18 protein-coding genes are annotated in these 14,582 nt (G+C 64.8%); 13 read left to right on the top strand and 5 right to left on the bottom strand.

What is annotated here, in order from left to right:
- Positions 1–17 precede the first annotated feature (17 nt).
- From AC6CH3_RS05520 to AC6CH3_RS05510, 3 genes are all read left to right on the top strand, one after another.
- The gene (locus AC6CH3_RS05520; RefSeq protein ID WP_498131469.1) at positions 18–491 is read left to right on the top strand and encodes an SRPBCC family protein; all 474 of its coding nucleotides are present in this window, start codon (positions 18–20) and stop codon (positions 489–491) included.
- 32 nt (positions 492–523) lie between these two features.
- The gene (locus AC6CH3_RS05515; protein WP_494034448.1) at positions 524–940 is read left to right on the top strand and encodes a CBS domain-containing protein; all 417 of its coding nucleotides are present in this window, start codon (positions 524–526) and stop codon (positions 938–940) included.
- Positions 941–1,095: 155 nt separating this feature from the next.
- Positions 1,096–2,073 carry a dienelactone hydrolase family protein gene (locus tag AC6CH3_RS05510; RefSeq protein WP_498131468.1) on the top strand — a complete coding sequence of 326 codons (978 nt, stop codon included), beginning with the start codon at positions 1,096–1,098 and terminating at the stop codon, positions 2,071–2,073.
- A 37-nt stretch (positions 2,074–2,110) separates the two neighbouring features.
- Here the strand turns inward: AC6CH3_RS05510 and rlmC are convergent, their stop codons facing one another.
- Together rlmC and AC6CH3_RS05500 are read right to left on the bottom strand one after the other, a co-directional pair.
- Positions 2,111–3,235: a 23S rRNA (uracil(747)-C(5))-methyltransferase RlmC gene (gene rlmC / locus AC6CH3_RS05505; protein WP_498131467.1), complete on the bottom strand. Its 1,125-nt coding sequence runs from the start codon at positions 3,233–3,235 to the stop codon at positions 2,111–2,113.
- A gap of 67 nt (positions 3,236–3,302) precedes the next feature.
- Positions 3,303–4,193 carry a ribonuclease Z gene (locus AC6CH3_RS05500; RefSeq protein ID WP_498131466.1) on the bottom strand — a complete coding sequence of 297 codons (891 nt, stop codon included), beginning with the start codon at positions 4,191–4,193 and terminating at the stop codon, positions 3,303–3,305.
- 116 nt (positions 4,194–4,309) lie between these two features.
- On the opposite strand from AC6CH3_RS05500, the gene AC6CH3_RS05495 reads away from it, so the two are divergent.
- Both AC6CH3_RS05495 and AC6CH3_RS05490 read left to right on the top strand, forming a co-directional pair.
- Positions 4,310–5,527 (top strand): pyridoxal phosphate-dependent aminotransferase, encoded by a 1,218-nt coding sequence (locus AC6CH3_RS05495; RefSeq protein ID WP_498131539.1) that lies wholly within the window; start codon positions 4,310–4,312, stop codon positions 5,525–5,527.
- Between the two features lie 553 nt (positions 5,528–6,080).
- On the top strand, positions 6,081–6,821 hold the full coding sequence (locus AC6CH3_RS05490; protein WP_498131465.1) for a DNA alkylation repair protein: 741 nt from the start codon (positions 6,081–6,083) through the stop codon (positions 6,819–6,821).
- Here the strand turns inward: AC6CH3_RS05490 and AC6CH3_RS05485 are convergent.
- A complete protein-coding gene (locus tag AC6CH3_RS05485; protein ID WP_498131464.1) occupies positions 6,818–8,182 on the bottom strand; it encodes an ammonium transporter in 1,365 nt (454 codons plus the stop codon). The two genes, AC6CH3_RS05490 and AC6CH3_RS05485, sit on opposite strands and share 4 nt — an antisense overlap.
- A gap of 359 nt (positions 8,183–8,541) precedes the next feature.
- On the opposite strand from AC6CH3_RS05485, the gene AC6CH3_RS05480 reads away from it, so the two are divergent.
- The 3 genes from AC6CH3_RS05480 to AC6CH3_RS05470 all read left to right on the top strand — a co-directional run bounded on the left by AC6CH3_RS05480 (position 8,542) and on the right by AC6CH3_RS05470 (position 9,732).
- Positions 8,542–8,793: a hypothetical protein gene (locus AC6CH3_RS05480; protein WP_498131463.1), complete on the top strand. Its 252-nt coding sequence runs from the start codon at positions 8,542–8,544 to the stop codon at positions 8,791–8,793.
- An 8-nt stretch (positions 8,794–8,801) separates the two neighbouring features.
- Positions 8,802–9,248 carry a DUF1810 domain-containing protein gene (locus tag AC6CH3_RS05475; protein WP_498131462.1) on the top strand — a complete coding sequence of 149 codons (447 nt, stop codon included), beginning with the start codon at positions 8,802–8,804 and terminating at the stop codon, positions 9,246–9,248.
- A gap of 307 nt (positions 9,249–9,555) precedes the next feature.
- The gene (locus AC6CH3_RS05470) at positions 9,556–9,732 is read left to right on the top strand and encodes a CsbD family protein (RefSeq protein WP_498131461.1); all 177 of its coding nucleotides are present in this window, start codon (positions 9,556–9,558) and stop codon (positions 9,730–9,732) included.
- On the opposite strand, the gene AC6CH3_RS05465 is transcribed toward AC6CH3_RS05470, so the two are convergent.
- Positions 9,719–10,294: a metallophosphoesterase family protein gene (locus AC6CH3_RS05465; RefSeq protein ID WP_498131460.1), complete on the bottom strand. Its 576-nt coding sequence runs from the start codon at positions 10,292–10,294 to the stop codon at positions 9,719–9,721. The two genes, AC6CH3_RS05470 and AC6CH3_RS05465, sit on opposite strands and share 14 nt — an antisense overlap.
- A 32-nt stretch (positions 10,295–10,326) precedes the next feature.
- On the opposite strand from AC6CH3_RS05465, the gene AC6CH3_RS05460 reads away from it, so the two are divergent.
- The 5 genes from AC6CH3_RS05460 (at position 10,327) to AC6CH3_RS05440 (ending at position 13,774) form a co-directional block, all read left to right on the top strand.
- Positions 10,327–10,851 carry an NUDIX domain-containing protein gene (locus AC6CH3_RS05460; protein WP_498131459.1) on the top strand — a complete coding sequence of 175 codons (525 nt, stop codon included), beginning with the start codon at positions 10,327–10,329 and terminating at the stop codon, positions 10,849–10,851.
- Positions 10,844–11,197: a TraR/DksA family transcriptional regulator gene (locus tag AC6CH3_RS05455; RefSeq protein WP_498131458.1), complete on the top strand. Its 354-nt coding sequence runs from the start codon at positions 10,844–10,846 to the stop codon at positions 11,195–11,197. Before AC6CH3_RS05460 ends, AC6CH3_RS05455 begins: the two co-directional genes overlap by 8 nt.
- An 83-nt stretch (positions 11,198–11,280) precedes the next feature.
- Positions 11,281–11,469 carry a DUF1918 domain-containing protein gene (locus AC6CH3_RS05450; protein ID WP_400576020.1) on the top strand — a complete coding sequence of 63 codons (189 nt, stop codon included), beginning with the start codon at positions 11,281–11,283 and terminating at the stop codon, positions 11,467–11,469.
- Between the two features lie 8 nt (positions 11,470–11,477).
- Positions 11,478–11,942, top strand: a complete 465-nt coding sequence (locus tag AC6CH3_RS05445; RefSeq protein ID WP_498131457.1) for an LpqB family beta-propeller domain-containing protein — start codon at positions 11,478–11,480, stop codon at positions 11,940–11,942.
- Positions 11,939–13,774, top strand: a complete 1,836-nt coding sequence (locus tag AC6CH3_RS05440) for a DUF5671 domain-containing protein (RefSeq protein WP_498131456.1) — start codon at positions 11,939–11,941, stop codon at positions 13,772–13,774. The genes AC6CH3_RS05445 and AC6CH3_RS05440 overlap by 4 nt, the downstream gene beginning before the upstream one ends.
- Here AC6CH3_RS05440 and AC6CH3_RS05435 read toward each other — a convergent pair.
- Complete coding sequence (locus AC6CH3_RS05435; RefSeq protein WP_498131455.1) at positions 13,745–14,449, bottom strand: endonuclease/exonuclease/phosphatase family protein; 705 nt, start codon at positions 14,447–14,449, stop codon at positions 13,745–13,747. The genes AC6CH3_RS05440 and AC6CH3_RS05435 overlap by 30 nt on opposite strands.
- Between the last annotated feature and the right edge of the window lie 133 nt (positions 14,450–14,582).

Genomic DNA, 14,582 nt, shown 5'->3' with positions numbered 1-14,582 from the left:
CTGACAGGAGGAAGAAAATGCAAACCGTTGAAGAGACCGTTGATGTCGCTGTTCCGGTCCATACGGCCTACAACCAGTGGACACAGTTCGAATCCTTCCCGCAGTTCATGTCCGGAGTTGAATCCGTGACCCAACTGACAGACACAACCAACCACTGGGTTACCAAGGTCGCTGGTGTGGAGCGGGAATTCGATACGGAAATAGTCGACCAGGAGCCGGACGACCGGATCGCCTGGCGCAGCACCGACGGCAAGTCTCATGCTGGCATCATCCGGTTTACGCCGCTCGATGCCAATCACACCAAGGTTAAAGTCCATTTTGAATGGGCGCCGGAAACCTTCACGGAGAAAGCAGGTGCGGCCCTGAAGATTGACGAAATGCAAGTCAAAGCCGATATGCGTAAATTCAAGGATTTCATCGAGTCCCGCGGCACCGAAACCGGAGCCTGGCGTGGAGAAGTCGAGGACACCGGCCCGACCGGGCAGATGTAGAAGCCTCTGTCGGATCATTTGAGGAGAATGCCATGACCACTGCCCGTGAAATCATGACCGGCGGCGTTGAATGCGTCGGTGAAAATGAAACCCTGGAACAGGCTGCGCGGAAAATGAAGGACCTTAACGTCGGTTCTCTGCCTATCTGCGGTGAGGACAACCGGCTCAAGGGCATGCTCACGGACCGTGACATTGTGATCAAGTGCCTCGCTGAGGGCGGCGACCCCCGAACCGCCACCGCCGGGGAATTTGGCCAGGGCAAGCCCGCGACCATCGGCGCCGACGATTCCATCGAGGAAGCGATCCGGACGATGCAGGACCACCAAGTCCGTCGACTGCCGGTCATTGACGGCCATGATCTGGTCGGAATGCTCAGTCAGGCCGACATCGCCCGTAACTACCCTGAGGAGAAGGTCGGGGAGCTCGTCGAACTCATCTCCTTCTACTGAATCGGTCCCTCATCCGGACGGGTCCACCGGGCGCCGGGGCGGCGCTGTACCAACGCGTACACCCGCCCACGGCGCCCGTTGCCCGGCCGGCACCCGGCCCTCTTGCCGGGTGAATGACTTCGGAGGAGGATACCTTCACACTGAAGGAGGCCCTCGTGACGCAGCTAGGTAAATTCGAGAAGTACCTGATCGAGGAGTTTTTCGACGATTACCGCGCGGGCACCATGAGTCGTCGCACCTTCACGCGTCGGGTGGCATTCATTACCGGCAGCATGGGTGCAGCTGCGGCGGCAATGCTGCTGGTGGGCTGCACGCCAAATGAAGTTCCGCGCAGCACCGATCCCATGCCAACTCCCGAACCATCAACGCCGTCCCCGGGCCCAGGAACCGCCACCGCGGGCGCGGTTCCTGGAGCCAAGAGCCCGCTGTCCGTTCCGGAAGGTGCCGCCGGAATGGTGACGGCGACCGTGCAGGTACCTGCGGGCGGAACCAACATCAGTGGGTACCTTGCCCGGCCAGAGGGGAACCGGCCCGGACCTGCCGTTCTGGTCTGCCACGAAAACCGCGGGCTGACTCCCCACATCCAGGACGTGGCACGCCGTTTCGCCAAGGCCGGGTATGCGGCGCTCGCATTGGACTTGCTCAGCCGCGAGGGCGGCACTGCGAGCCTGGACCGGGACGCCGTACCCGGTGCGCTGACCAAGGCAGGAGCCCAACGCCACGTCTCCGACTTCAAAGCCGGTTTCGATTACCTGAACTCACAGGACTACGTCGACGCAGGCCGCATCGCCATGACCGGCTACTGCTTTGGAGGCGGCATTACCTGGCAGGCGGCGACGGAACTGACCGGGCTTAAGGCAACGTCGGCGTTTTACGGGCCGGCACCGGATTTGGAGAAGGTTCCGGCCATCAAACCGGCGGTTTTCGGTGTCTACGCGGAACTTGACGACCGGATTACCGGCGCCATGCCGGCCTTCCGGGACGCCCTCGCCGCAACAGACGTCCGCCATGAGATCAAGGTCTATCCCGGCGTCGACCACGCGTTCCACAACGACACCGGCGAGCGTTACAACGAGGCACAGGCCACCGCCGCGTGGAACGACACTCTGGCGTGGTTCAAACGGTACGTCTAAGGCACCGGCAGGCGCGTGAAGGTTTTGCCTTCTCCGACTATGACCTCTCGAGCAGCACCATGGCTTCGTAGTGGGAAGTTTGAGGGAACATATCCAACAGCCGGACGCGTCGTGCCGTGAACGACGGCATGGCTGCAAGATCGCGGGCCAGCGATTTGGCATTGCAGCTTGAGTAGACCACATGCTGCACGGTTGAGGATTCCAGCCACCCGCACAGCTCGTTGCCGATACCGCGCCTCGGAGGATTGACGATCACGAGTTCGGGCTCCGGGCTTGTGGAAACGGCGAAGGCCGTGGCGTCGCCAGACTGGAATCGAACCCTCTGCAGGCCCGCGTCCCTGCTGCTCAATTCGGCGCTGGCGATGGCTTCCCGGCTCGTTTCGACGCCGACAACATCCCTGGACGGGTCGGCGCAGTGCAGGGCAAAGCCGCCAACGCCGCAATAGAGGTCCCAGACGGAAGCCGGCGCGACCTCACCCACCCATTCGCTTCCCTGGCGGTACAGGGCAGCCGCCATCTCGGTATTGGTCTGGAAGAAGCTCTGCGGCCTCAGATGGAGGTCGAGGTCATTGACGCGCATCCGTAGCGTTGACTGCTCAGTAAGCAGCACCTCCCGGTCGCCTTCCAGCACAGCCTTGTGCTCCGGGTGCAGGTTGACGGACACCACCTTCAGCTGCGGCAACGCCTCCAGCAAGAAGGGCAGGTGACGGCGGATGCGGTTGATCAGGTTCTCGGACCGCAGGACCAGGCGCAGCATCAGCTCGCCGTCCGGGGATTCGGTGACGATCAGGTGCTTGAGCTCGCCGCTGCGCCGCGGCACGTCATATGGCGTAAGCCTGGCCTGGCTGATGAACGAAGCGAAGCCCGGGAAACAGGCCTGCAGGCCGGGGGAGCATACCCCGCATTGGCGCAGGTCCACGCCCTGCCCCTCGGTGTCGAGAATACCGAGGGTAGGATTCCGCACCGAGCCTCCGACGACCATCTTGGCCTTGTTACGGAAACCAGACTCCCGGCTTTCCACCGGCGGCAGCCATTGGAGCGAACTGTGGCCGGCGAGCAGCGTTCGGCAGTGCAGCTCTTTGGCGGCTAACTGTTCGGAGTAGGGTTGACCCATCTGTGTGCACGAAAGGCAACGGGCAGCATCAAAGTAGGAGCATCGCATGGCGTTGCAATTCTACTTTTCCCGCGGGACTTCCTAGGCACCAGGTGACCGGCTTGCCTGCCCCAGGTCACGTTACTGGCCGCCGCTTGGGAAAGCTGATCCTGTCGAGATCATTCGCCGCAATAACCGCAGCGCCGTCCGCCCTTGCCCTTGCCTGGTCCGCGAGCAGGCCGGTATCCCCATAGCGGGACGAGAAATGGGTGAGGACCAGCGTGCCGGCCCCGCCGCCGGCCGCCAGATCACCGGCCTGACCCGCCGTGAGGTGGGCATACTGCGTGGCCAGGGATGCGTCGTCATCACTGAACGTTGACTCGGCCACCAGCAGGTCCACGCCTTCGGCCAGCGCTTCGGCGCCCCCGCAGGGAGCGGTGTCCATGACGAAGGCGAAGCGCTGACCCGGCCGGGGCACGCTCACGTCCTCAGGTCGCACGCCGTGAAGGATCCCCTCACGTTGCAGCCGCCCGATGTCCGGGCCGGTTATGCCCGCCGCCTTCAGCCCCTCAGGCAGAAACGTGCGGCCGTCAGGTTCGCTGAGCCGGTAGCCGAAGGTTTCAATGCGGTGCCGCAGAGGCTGCACCTCCAGGCCCGGAGCGATCTGTCCCGCCTCGGCGTGGGGCTGCAGCCGCAGATCCAGGCCGGGGGAGGCGACGGACACCAGCGCGCGGACGATGTCGTCGCCGCTGGCGGGATAGTGCAGATGAACCGGGTGCGTCACACCATCCAGCACCATGCGAGACAGCACCCCGGGCAGCCCGAAGCAGTGATCACCGTGGACGTGGGTGAGGCAGATGCGCGTAATTTGGGAGGCCGAGACTCCGGCGTGGATCATTTGCCGCTGCGTGCCCTCTCCCGGGTCGAAGAGCAGTCCCTCGCCGTCCCAGCGCAACAGGTAGCCGTTGTGGTTCCGGGTGCGGGTTGGTACTTGGGAGGCGGTGCCCAGTACGACCAGTTCACGCATGAAACCGAGTCTCTCACTGGTTCGCGAGGCAGGCCACCTTTCCCCAACAGGAGAACCCTGGGCAAAAAATCGCCCGCCTTCAACGCCGTGTCGGGAGGTTTATGAAAAGATCAACCATGCGTCCGATGCAGCTCTCCAGCAAACTCCAGAACGTCCGCTATGAACTGCGGGGGCCACTGCTTCAAACGGCGAAGCAAATGGAGGCCGAGGGCCACCGGATTCTCAAAATGAATCTGGGGGACACCGCCGAGTTCGGACTGGAGGCGCCCGAATCCGTGGTCGTGGACATGATCCATCATTTGCGGGGGGCCCAGGGTTACAGCGATTCCAAGGGCATCTTCTCGGCGCGCACGGCGATTTCCCAGTACTACCAGACCCGCGGCCTCCTGCAGATCGGCGTCGAGGACATCTTCATCGGCAACGGAGTCAGCGAGCTCATTTCCATGAGCCTGCAGGCGTTCATGGAAAACGGGGATGAAGTCCTCATCCCCGCTCCCGACTACCCGCTGTGGACCGCAGCTGTCGCGCTGACAGGCGGCAAACCGGTGCACTACCTGTGCGACGAGGGCGAAAACTGGTGGCCGGACATGGCTGACGTCGAGTCAAAGATCACCCAACGCACCAAAGCGATTGTCATCATCAACCCGAACAACCCCACCGGGGCCGTCTACCCCCGGCATATCCTGGAGCAGTTCGCCGCCCTGGCCCGCAAACACAACCTCGTGCTTTTCTCGGACGAGATCTACGAGAAAATCCGCTACGAGCATGCCGAGCACATTCACACTGCCTCCGTCGCAGATGATGTCTGCTGCCTGACCTTCAGCGGACTCTCCAAGGCATACCGCATGCCCGGCTACCGCGCCGGTTGGGTGGCCGTCACCGGCCCGCACGCCGTGACACTGGCCTACCGTGAAGGGCTCGAGCTGCTGGCTTCCCTCCGGCTGTGCCCCAACGTCCCCGCCCAGCACGCGATCCAAACCTGTCTTGGCGGCTACCAGAGCATCGAGGCCCTGATCCGGCCCGGGGGGAGGCTGCGTGAACAGCGCGATCGTGCGCACAGACTCCTGACAGCCATTCCAGGGGTGACGTGCGTGCCCGCCGCTGGGGCCATGTACCTGTTTCCACGGCTCGATCCTGAGCTGTATCCGGTCAAGAACGACGAGCAGTTCGTTCTTGACCTGCTGCGGGACCAAAAAATCCTGGTGTCGCACGGAACGGCCTTCAACTGGCCCCAGCCGGATCATTTCCGGTTCGTCATCCTGCCATCCGTCGAGGATATCGAAGAAGCAGTGCGCAGGATCTCAACCTTCCTGGCCGCATACCGCAACAGCTAATGGGAGTCCCGCAGGTCAACCGACCGGATGCCCGTGGTCGCAGGTTGTTTCGCCTGGCCGGACTTCGTGCCCCTGGATGCACGTCACAGAGGGCGGCTGCGGAGTATCGTGCGCGAGGAAGAACAAACTGCTCCTGCCGTGGCTGAATTGGCTCTCTTCCCGCCGCAGCCATGAAAAAGCTTTCCGCCGCGGCTGTTTGGACGTCTCTGAGTTCCAATGGTGTGGGTGCATAAACGGAATCTTGACCACGGCTGCCTCGACTTTCCAACGTTCCGTCGCTGCCTCCGCGCAATGACGCGCGCGTGATCCGCGCAGTAATGGACGTGCAGCGATAGAGCCGGTGCGATGAGTATAGGCGCGGGCGCCTTGCTGCATAAGCCCCCGCGTTGAGCAGGCCGAGGAAAAAGCAGGCAACGGCCGACGGCGGCGCCTCCTGCGTGGCCGCCGTCGGTCATGTGCGGGGAGACACGGAGAACCCGGCCGCAGGGCCGGTGTCACTGGCTTCCGGGATGCGGATTGGCCGCCACGGAAACGGACGGCGCAGAATAAAGAGATGAGTGAGGCTGGCGAGTTCATCGACCGCGCCCTGCAGCGGGAAGGGGCCTGGTACAGGGCCGACGAGATGCGCCGCACGTATGGTGACCGTTTCCAGGACGGGCATCTTCAGCGCGGGGATCTCCAAGGCGGGGATCTCCAAAGCGGAGACGCGCAGGGCGACCAGCTTGAATTTTACGGGTCCTCCGTCGGTGCAGTGCGCGGCACAGTCAGAGACGCGCTCCGCCGTCACTCCGACCTGACGCATGATGACATCACCGCGTTGAGTTCCGAGCTGTGGTCCGAGCCGGTCTTTGAACGCCGCCTCGCAGCCGCGGTTCTCCTGCAATCCAAGGTGCGGCTTCTCAGGAACTCGGATCTGACCCGCATCGAAGGCTTTGTCAGAACCGCCCGGTTGCGCGCACTGGTCGATTCCCTGGCCGTGGACGTCGTTGGGCCGCTGATGGAGAGCATCGACGCGCAGGGCAGGGGCCGCGCTGAGTCCGTGCTCGACCGGTGGGCCCGTGAACCTGACGTGTGGCTGCGCCGCGCCGCCCTCCTGGCTCCGCTGCGTGCCCTGCAGCGTGGCGGCGGTGACTGGGACAGGTTCTCAAGCCGGGCGGCGTTCATTCTCGCGGAGCCCGCAGCTCCCGGACCCGACGGCGACGCTGCCCGGGAGGCAATCGCGCTGGTCCTCGATGAAGTGTCAAAAAGCCGGCCCGAGCTGCGGCTTTCGCCCGCCGCTCAAAGACGTGGTTAGGCGCTGACCTTCTCGGGCTCTTCGACGGCCTCGGCTTCTGGTTGGACGGCCTCGGCCTCAACGGGGGACGCTGTCGCCACCGGGTGCAGGATCTGGGGGCGCGGGTGGAATTGGCCGTGCCCCAATGCCCCGAACTCGTACGCAGTCTCGGCGTGCTCGGACAGATCGACGCCGGCGACCTCGTCCTCGTGGCTGACCCGGAAGCCGATGGTCTTGTGGATCGCGATGCCGATGACGGCCGTCATGAGGACTGAGAGGCCCAGGGTGATGAGCGTCGCCACGGTCTGGGCAATGAGCTGCTGGAAGCCGCCGCCATAGAGGAGACCTCCGCCCGCCCCGTCGACCGGCAGGGCGATGAAGCCCAGCGCCAGCGTTCCGACCAACCCGGCGCCCAGGTGCACGCCCACGACGTCAAGGGAATCGTCGAAGCCGAACTTGTACTTCAATTCCACGAACATGGCGCAGGCGAACCCAGCCACGAGCCCCAGGCCCACCGCGGCCAGGGGGCTGATGTTTGCGCAGGACGGGGTGATGGCCACCAGACCGGCGACGGCCCCGGACGCGGCACCGAGGGACGTCGGGTGGCCGTGGCGGACCTTCTCGGTAACGAGCCAGCTGAGCAGTGCGGCGGCAGGGGCCACGAGGGTATTGGTCCAGATCAGTCCGGCCTGCTCGGCGGTCGTGGCTGCACCGGCATTGAAGCCAAACCAGCCGAACCACAGGAGGGCCGCGCCGAGCATGATGAACGGGACGTTGTGGGGCCGGTGGCCGGGATCCTTGCCGAAGCCGTGGCGCTTGCCGACGATGAGGGCGAGGACCAACGCCGCGCTGCCGGAGCTGATTTCGACGACGGTGCCGCCGGCGAAGTCGATGACCTGACCGAACGCCGCAGTGACAGCTCCGCCCCGGCTCATGAGGCCACCGCCCCAGACCATGTAGGCGAGAGGGCAGTAGACGGCTGTGATCCAGAGCGGAACGAAAACAACCCAGGCCGTGAACTTCGCCCGGTCGGCGATAGCGCCACTGATGAGGGCAACGGTGAGCATGGCGAACGTGGCGCTGTAGCCGGCTTTGATGAGGTCGGTACCGGCAAGGTTGGTCAGCCCGAAACTGGCGAACGGATTGCCGAAGAGGCCCATGATGCCTTCGCCGCCGCTCATCGAGTAACCCCAGAGGACCCAGACGACTCCGACGATGCCTGCCGAGACGAAACTCATCATGATCATGTTGAGCGAGGCCTTCGCCCGCGTCATACCCCCATAAAACAAGCCCAGGGCAGGGGTCATCAGCAGAACGAGCGCCGTCGACAGCAGTATCCAGATGTTTCCAGCAGTGAGTTCCACCGGTGTGTCCCTTCGCATCACAGTAGCCAACCGGGCTCCGTTGATGCCCGCCGTTTTCCCCTCGTCGATACTTGTCGGGCTTTGTTTCGGGGCGGGGCTGGCTGCGTTTCGTAAAAGTTTCGGAATGGGACCTTGCGTAAAGCCCGCATGACCGGACTATTTCAGGCATGTTAACGGAAGCCCTCGGGTGGCCTCGTGTGATTGGCCGCTCCTCGAACCTGGGCGCGGAAACACGGGAACCGGGAGACCGCCACGGTGAGGTCCGGCCAGGAGCGGCAGCATTACGGCTGAGTGAACGGATCCTCACTGGAAATCAGCTCCTCCAGAGTGCCTTCTGGGGGATTGACCGCCGCCGCAGGGCGCGGCCACGATGGGGTATGACTGATTCCGCAGCCACTGGCGCTGACTATTTTGACGATGAGCCCGGACCGGGGGCGCAGGTCCCGGCTGATCCCGAGACGGTAGAGCACATCGCGGATGAAATCCGTGACGATATCCGTCTCGGCCACGTCGTCGACGACGACGTGAATCATGTCCTGCAGGAGCGCCTCGATGGCGCCGGCATCTCTATGCGCCCGGAGGACGTGGACACCCTGGCCGACGAGATCGAGCGGGATGCATCAACTTAGGAGCTGCAGTGGAGGATCCCTTTGACCTGGACCGCTTCGTAACGGCCCAAAACAGTGGCGGCACCTATGAACAGGCGCTCACTGAGCTGCAGACCGGCAGCAAACGAAGCCACTGGATGTGGTTCATATTTCCCCAGATCGCAGGACTCGGGCAGAGCGCCACATCCAGGAAGTATGCGATTTGTTCGCTGGAGGAAGCCACTGCCTATCTGCAGCACCCGGTCCTCGGCCCGCGGCTGATCGAGTGCGCTGATACTGTCGGGGCGCTCAAGGACCGAACGGCAGAAGAGGTTTTTGGAGGGACCGATGCACGGAAGCTGCACTCATCCGTGACCCTGTTCCTCCGCGCAGCGCCGGGGGAGCCTGCATTCAAGCAGGTACTCAGCCGCTTCTTCGAGGGAGAGCCGGACGCCGCTACGGACGAGCTGCTGAAGAAACAGCGCGACCTGGACTGAGAGTGGGAGAAGAGAGGTCGCCAGGTCCCTGCGCATCAGGGGTGAATGCGCCGGGACCCGGCAGTCCCTCATCAACAGGTCGCGGCTCCCTTGTTCTTCAGGACACCGCCAGTGTCCCTTTTGCGTCTTGGGAAAAGCCCGGTCCCCGGACCCGAACTGGTGGTGGTGCCAGCCCCCCGCAAAGAGGGGGTCTTCCCAAGGTTTAAGGGGGAGTCCTCCCATCCTTCACCGGGCTGTTCGGCGGTTCTACACTTGAAGCACCAGCCTGCCCGCAGCCAGCGGGCTACGCGGACGGAAGGACAGTGTCATGGGTCTGGACGACAAGATTGATCACGCAGCAGAGAAGCTTGGTGGCAAGGCCAAGGAGAGCGCTGGCAAGGCCAGGGACGATGAAGGCCTGGAAGCCGAGGGAAAGACGGATCAGGCCAAGGCTGACCTCAAGCAGGCCGGCGAAAAGGTCAAGGATGCCTTCAAGCACGACTGATCTGACCTGACCCCGAAGCCCCGCCTGTCGTTGCAGGCGGGGCTTCCTGCCGCTCCGGGGGTTTTGTGACCTCCACCAGTTCCAGGTCAACCAGACGGCCGCTGTCGACGGCAGCGGTCATGTACGTGCACACGGGCTGGCGGCGGCGGTCTGTGGGCGAGCCGGGGTTCAGCAGGCGCAGCCCGCCCGCCGAGGTCGTGTCCCAGGGAATGTGCGAGTGGCCGAAGACCAGGATGTCGGAGTCCGGGAAGAGCGCCTCGCATCGCTCCTCGCGGCCTTTTGCGGGGCCCGTCTCGTGGACCATGCTGATGCGTAAGCCTTCCAGCGTGATGCTGGCCGTTTCCGGCAGACGCTCCCGAAGCTCGGCGCCGTCGTTGTTGCCGTACACCCCGACCAGCCTCCGGCTGCGGCGTTCGAACTCGTCCAACAGTTCCGCGGTTACCCAGTCACCGGCATGGAACACGACATCCGCGTTGGCGACGGCGGCCCACACCTGATCGGGCAATCCCCGTGCCCGCTTAGGCACATGGGTGTCGGAAATCAGCACTAGCCGGAGGCTCATCAAAGCATCTTCCCATGAGGCAGACTGGGACGATGGAGAGAATCGTGCCTGCCCCGCCCGGAGATCCCCGCCGCCCGCTTGGCCCACGGGACCCAGGCGATGCATGGGTGGAGGGCGACCACGGAAGATTCTGGGGACGCTTTGGATCCGCCGGGCTCCTGGCCCATGACCCCGGGAAGGGCATCCTGCTGCAGCACCGCGCCGTCTGGAGCGACCACGGCGGAACCTGGGGGCTGCCCGGCGGTGCGCTCCACCAGGGGGAGGATGCCGTCACCGGGGCGCTGCGCGAAGCCTTTGAGGAAGCCGCTGTCCCGGAGGGCAACGTCAGAGTCCTGTTTACGTCCGTCTTCGACGTCGGCTACTGGTCCTACACCACGGTCGCCGTCCGGGTGGTGGAACCGTTCGAGCCAACCATCACCGACCCGGAGAGCATTGAACTGAGATGGATCCCGGTCGAGAACGTGGCGCGGCTGAACCTGCATCCCACCTTCGCCGCTTCCTGGCCCGCGCTCAGTCAGAAACTCCTCGACCACGAACGGCGGGTGCTCCGTGATTGACGTCGGGCGGTTCCGGATGCTCCTGGAGGAGGAACGGGCACGGAAACTCGCCCTGCTGCCCGCGCTCCGCGCAGACATTGCCTCGGCCAACATTGCCCGGCAGAACTCAAACGTGGACGACGAACACGATCCCGAAGGCGCCACGATCGCCTTCGAACTGTCCCAGGCGTCGGCACTGCTGGACCAGAGCAGGTCCGGCCTTGCCCAGGTCGAGGCAGCTTTGGACCGGATCGCTGCCGGCACTTACGGCTCGTGTGCGATATGCGGCGAACAGATCGCGGAGGGCAGGCTCGAAGCCCGGCCCTGGACGCCGTTTTGCATCCTGCACGCACGAGGCAGGGCCTAAGCGGCCGGAGTAGAAACATCCGGCCCGCAGGCTGTTCCGAAGCCGGGACGGAAACCGTACGCTAGGGCTGGGAGGTGATTGCCATGGAGGCAGCACAAGGAGACCGCATCATCATCCATGGCCGGACGGTGGAATCGTCGGACCGGCATGGGGAGATTCTGGAAGTCCGTGGCCCTAACGGAACTCCGCCGTACCACGTCCGCTTTGACGACGGCCACGAGACCATCCTGTATCCCGGCGGCGATTTCGCCGTCGAGCACCGCACTACGTAGCTCCTGCGGTGCGTGAATCGGCGAGACGACCCGATCGGATCCTGATCGTCATCCTTTCCGTCATTGCCGGCCTCGTAGTGGTGGCGCTGGCTGCGGTCTTCTTCCGTGGCCAGCCGGAACCACTGGACGAGGGGACGCCCGCGGGCGTTGTGCAGCGCTACGCCGCCGCGGTGCTCGACGGCGATGAAGCCACCGCGTCAGGTTACCTGGCGGACCGGTCCGGGCGGCCGTGCGGCCCGGTAGAGCGCGCTGCCCGCAGCGGGCTGCGGGTCACTCTCGTGTCAACGACGGAACGCGCCGACTCCGCGGACGTCCACGTGGCCATCACGGTTTCGAATGGAAGCGGTCCGTTCGGAAGCCAGGAATATGAGTCCGAGGGCGTGTTTGACCTCGTCAAGGTCGGCGGGCGGTGGCTCGTGAAAACCGCCCCCTGGCGGTTCACCATCTGCCCGGCCGCTGCTGTGAGCCCATGAGCACTGTCCGGCCGGATACGGCCCTGCCACAGCACTCGGCGCTGACCATTGTCCGCCGCCTGATACTTTTCCTGCTCCTGTTTGCCCTTGTCCTGATCGCGGCATCGGGCCTGAGCGGCCTGCTGGGGCGGCTGTTCTCCAGCGGAGCCTCGCTGGCGGAGGGCGACGTCGGCGGGCTGGCCAGGTCGCTCGCCTTCGCTTTGGTCGGCGGCACGCTCGCGGCCCTTCTCTGGTGGGCAGTGTGGCGACGGCTGCGCGAGGGCGGGGAAAGGGCCGCGCTATCCTGGGGCCTCTACATCGCCGGCGTCTATGCTGTCGCCCTCATCACGTTCGCCACGGCACTTCTCGGGCTGGCGTCCTCGCTCATCGGCGGGGAGGCGCCGCAATGGTATTCGGAAGCAGCCACGGGCCTGGTGTGGGCTCTGGTTTGGGTGTGGCACCGGTGGATGTGGCTGGATCCGGCCAGAGGGCCCCGCCGCCTCGCCGGCGTGCCCGTTGTGGTGGGCTCGGTGTTCGGGCTGTTGATCGGTGCAGGCGGGGCTGCCACGGCCCTGGGAAACCTTCTCGATGCCGGACTTCAGGGATTCACCGGAACGCAGTCTTTCGGGAACCCTTGGTGGGTCCCGGTGCTGCAGCCTCTGGTGTGGGCGGCCGGTGGAGCCGTGGTCTGGTGGTGGCATTGGATCCGTGGCCGCGGACGTTTCCTGACAACGGGCCTGGCCAACGTGGCACTTGCCGTCGTCGGTGTCCTTGGCGGCTGCATCCTTGCCCTCTCCGGCGCGATCGCCTCACTCTATGTGCTGCTCCGATTGGCCTTTGACCGCTCGGGCCCGCTTCCGCAGCTCCTGGAACCACTTGGTCCCGCTGTGGCGGCGGCCGTGATCGGCGCGGTGGTCTGGCGCTATCACGCTGCGCTCGCAGGGCACAGGCCAGGCGCTATGCGCGAGGCGTCCCGGCTGCTGGCGGCCGGTGCCGCATTGGTCGCCGCGGCCTCAGGGGTCGGCGTGGTGATGAATGCGTCACTCGGGCTGGCGGAAACCGCGCTCGCGGGAACAGGCCTGCGGACGCTGCTATTGGGCGGCCTTAGCGCTTTGTCCGTGGGCGGTCCGGTTTGGTGGCAGATGTGGGACCCTCTGCACCCGCGGCACCATCAGCGGATCCGTCAGAGGAGCCTTGAGCCGTCTGAGCACCGGGGCCAGCGCATTTACCTGGTGGTGGTTTTCGGTATCAGTGCCGTGGTGGCCCTCATCGCGCTGCTGGTGATCGGCTACCTGGCATTTGAGCATCTCCTCGATGCCTCCGGCAGGGGCAGCCTGCTCGGGAGGGTGCGCGCCCCGCTCGGCCTGCTGACGGCCACGGGACTGGTCGCGGCCTACCATTACGGTGTCTGGCGGCGGCAACGGACGGTCCCGCCGCCCACGGAACCCGTCCCGCCGCCGGGGGAGCCGTCCGCGGAGCCGGTCCCCAGGGGCGGAATCGGCCACGTGATCCTCGTGACCGCCTCAGATCCCGTTCCGTTATCCCGCGCCATACGCGACGCCAGCGGCGCCGAAGTTACGGTGTGGAAAAGGGCCGACGGCGGCGCTGCCGCCGCGGGATCCGGCACAGCGGGACCCGCCGATGCTGCCGCCCTCGGCACGGTGGAACTCGGCGCGGCGGAAACCGGCGTCGAGGGTTCAGACATGCAGCCGGATCCCGCAGATCTGGCACAGGCGCTGAACGGCATCAGCTGCCCCCGTGCACTGGTTGTCGTCGGCCGGGACGGCCGGATCGACATTATCCCTTTGGCGGACGGCGCCGCGTCAGGAGACGGGCTGCCTTTTGATCGGTGAGCGGTCCTGGCCGTATTCCGCGGTGACCAGGATCGGCAAGTGGTCCGATTTGCCGCGCGGCAGTGTCTCCACGCTCGAAATATCCAGCCCCAGGGACGTGGCGAAGTCGAAGTGCCCCTTGAAGACCTTGTAGCGCGTGTACGTCCTGCGGTTGCTGAGCGACAGGGCATAGCCCGAGTCCTTCATGTGCGCATGCAGGCTCTTGGTGAAGAACGGGTAGTTGAAGTCGCCGACCATCAGCGTCATGAGTCCGCTGCCCATGCTCAGGAGCTCCGCGTGCGCGGCATGGATCTGCTTCCGGCGAAGTGAATTGGAAGCGGTCAGCGGCGCCGCGTGAAAGGAGCCGATCACCAGTTCGTGGTCCGTCTCGTTGTCCACCACCCGGGTGCCGATGAGGCGCTCGTGGGCGGGTGCCATGACGTGGTCGTGCATGGACTTCTTCAGGGCAAAGGTTTTGGTTTCCAGCGCCGTGAACCGCTCGGTGCGGTAGTAGATCGCCAGTCCGAGCCTGTTGCCTTTGGTGAAGTCGGCCAGGTGCAGGGGACCGAGGGTTTCCGGCAGGTCCGCGGAATCGCATTCCTGGAGGCAGAGGGCATCGATTCCGAAATTGCGGGCCAGATTGACCAGCTCTCCGCTGGCCTTGTGCTTGCGGAGGTTGTAGCTAATTACTCGCATCAGTGGAACCTCTTCCGAGGGCTGCTAGAAGGACCTGGCTCCGAGTCTACCCAGAAAATCCTCTGGGGATCGGTAGGTTACTGCCCCCCGGGCTACCCGCCGGGCGCATGCCCCTGGGTGTTCACTGGAGACT

The organism is Arthrobacter sp. GQ119, assembly GCF_059759125.1.
This window is presented reverse-complemented; position numbering and strand designations above follow the sequence as displayed.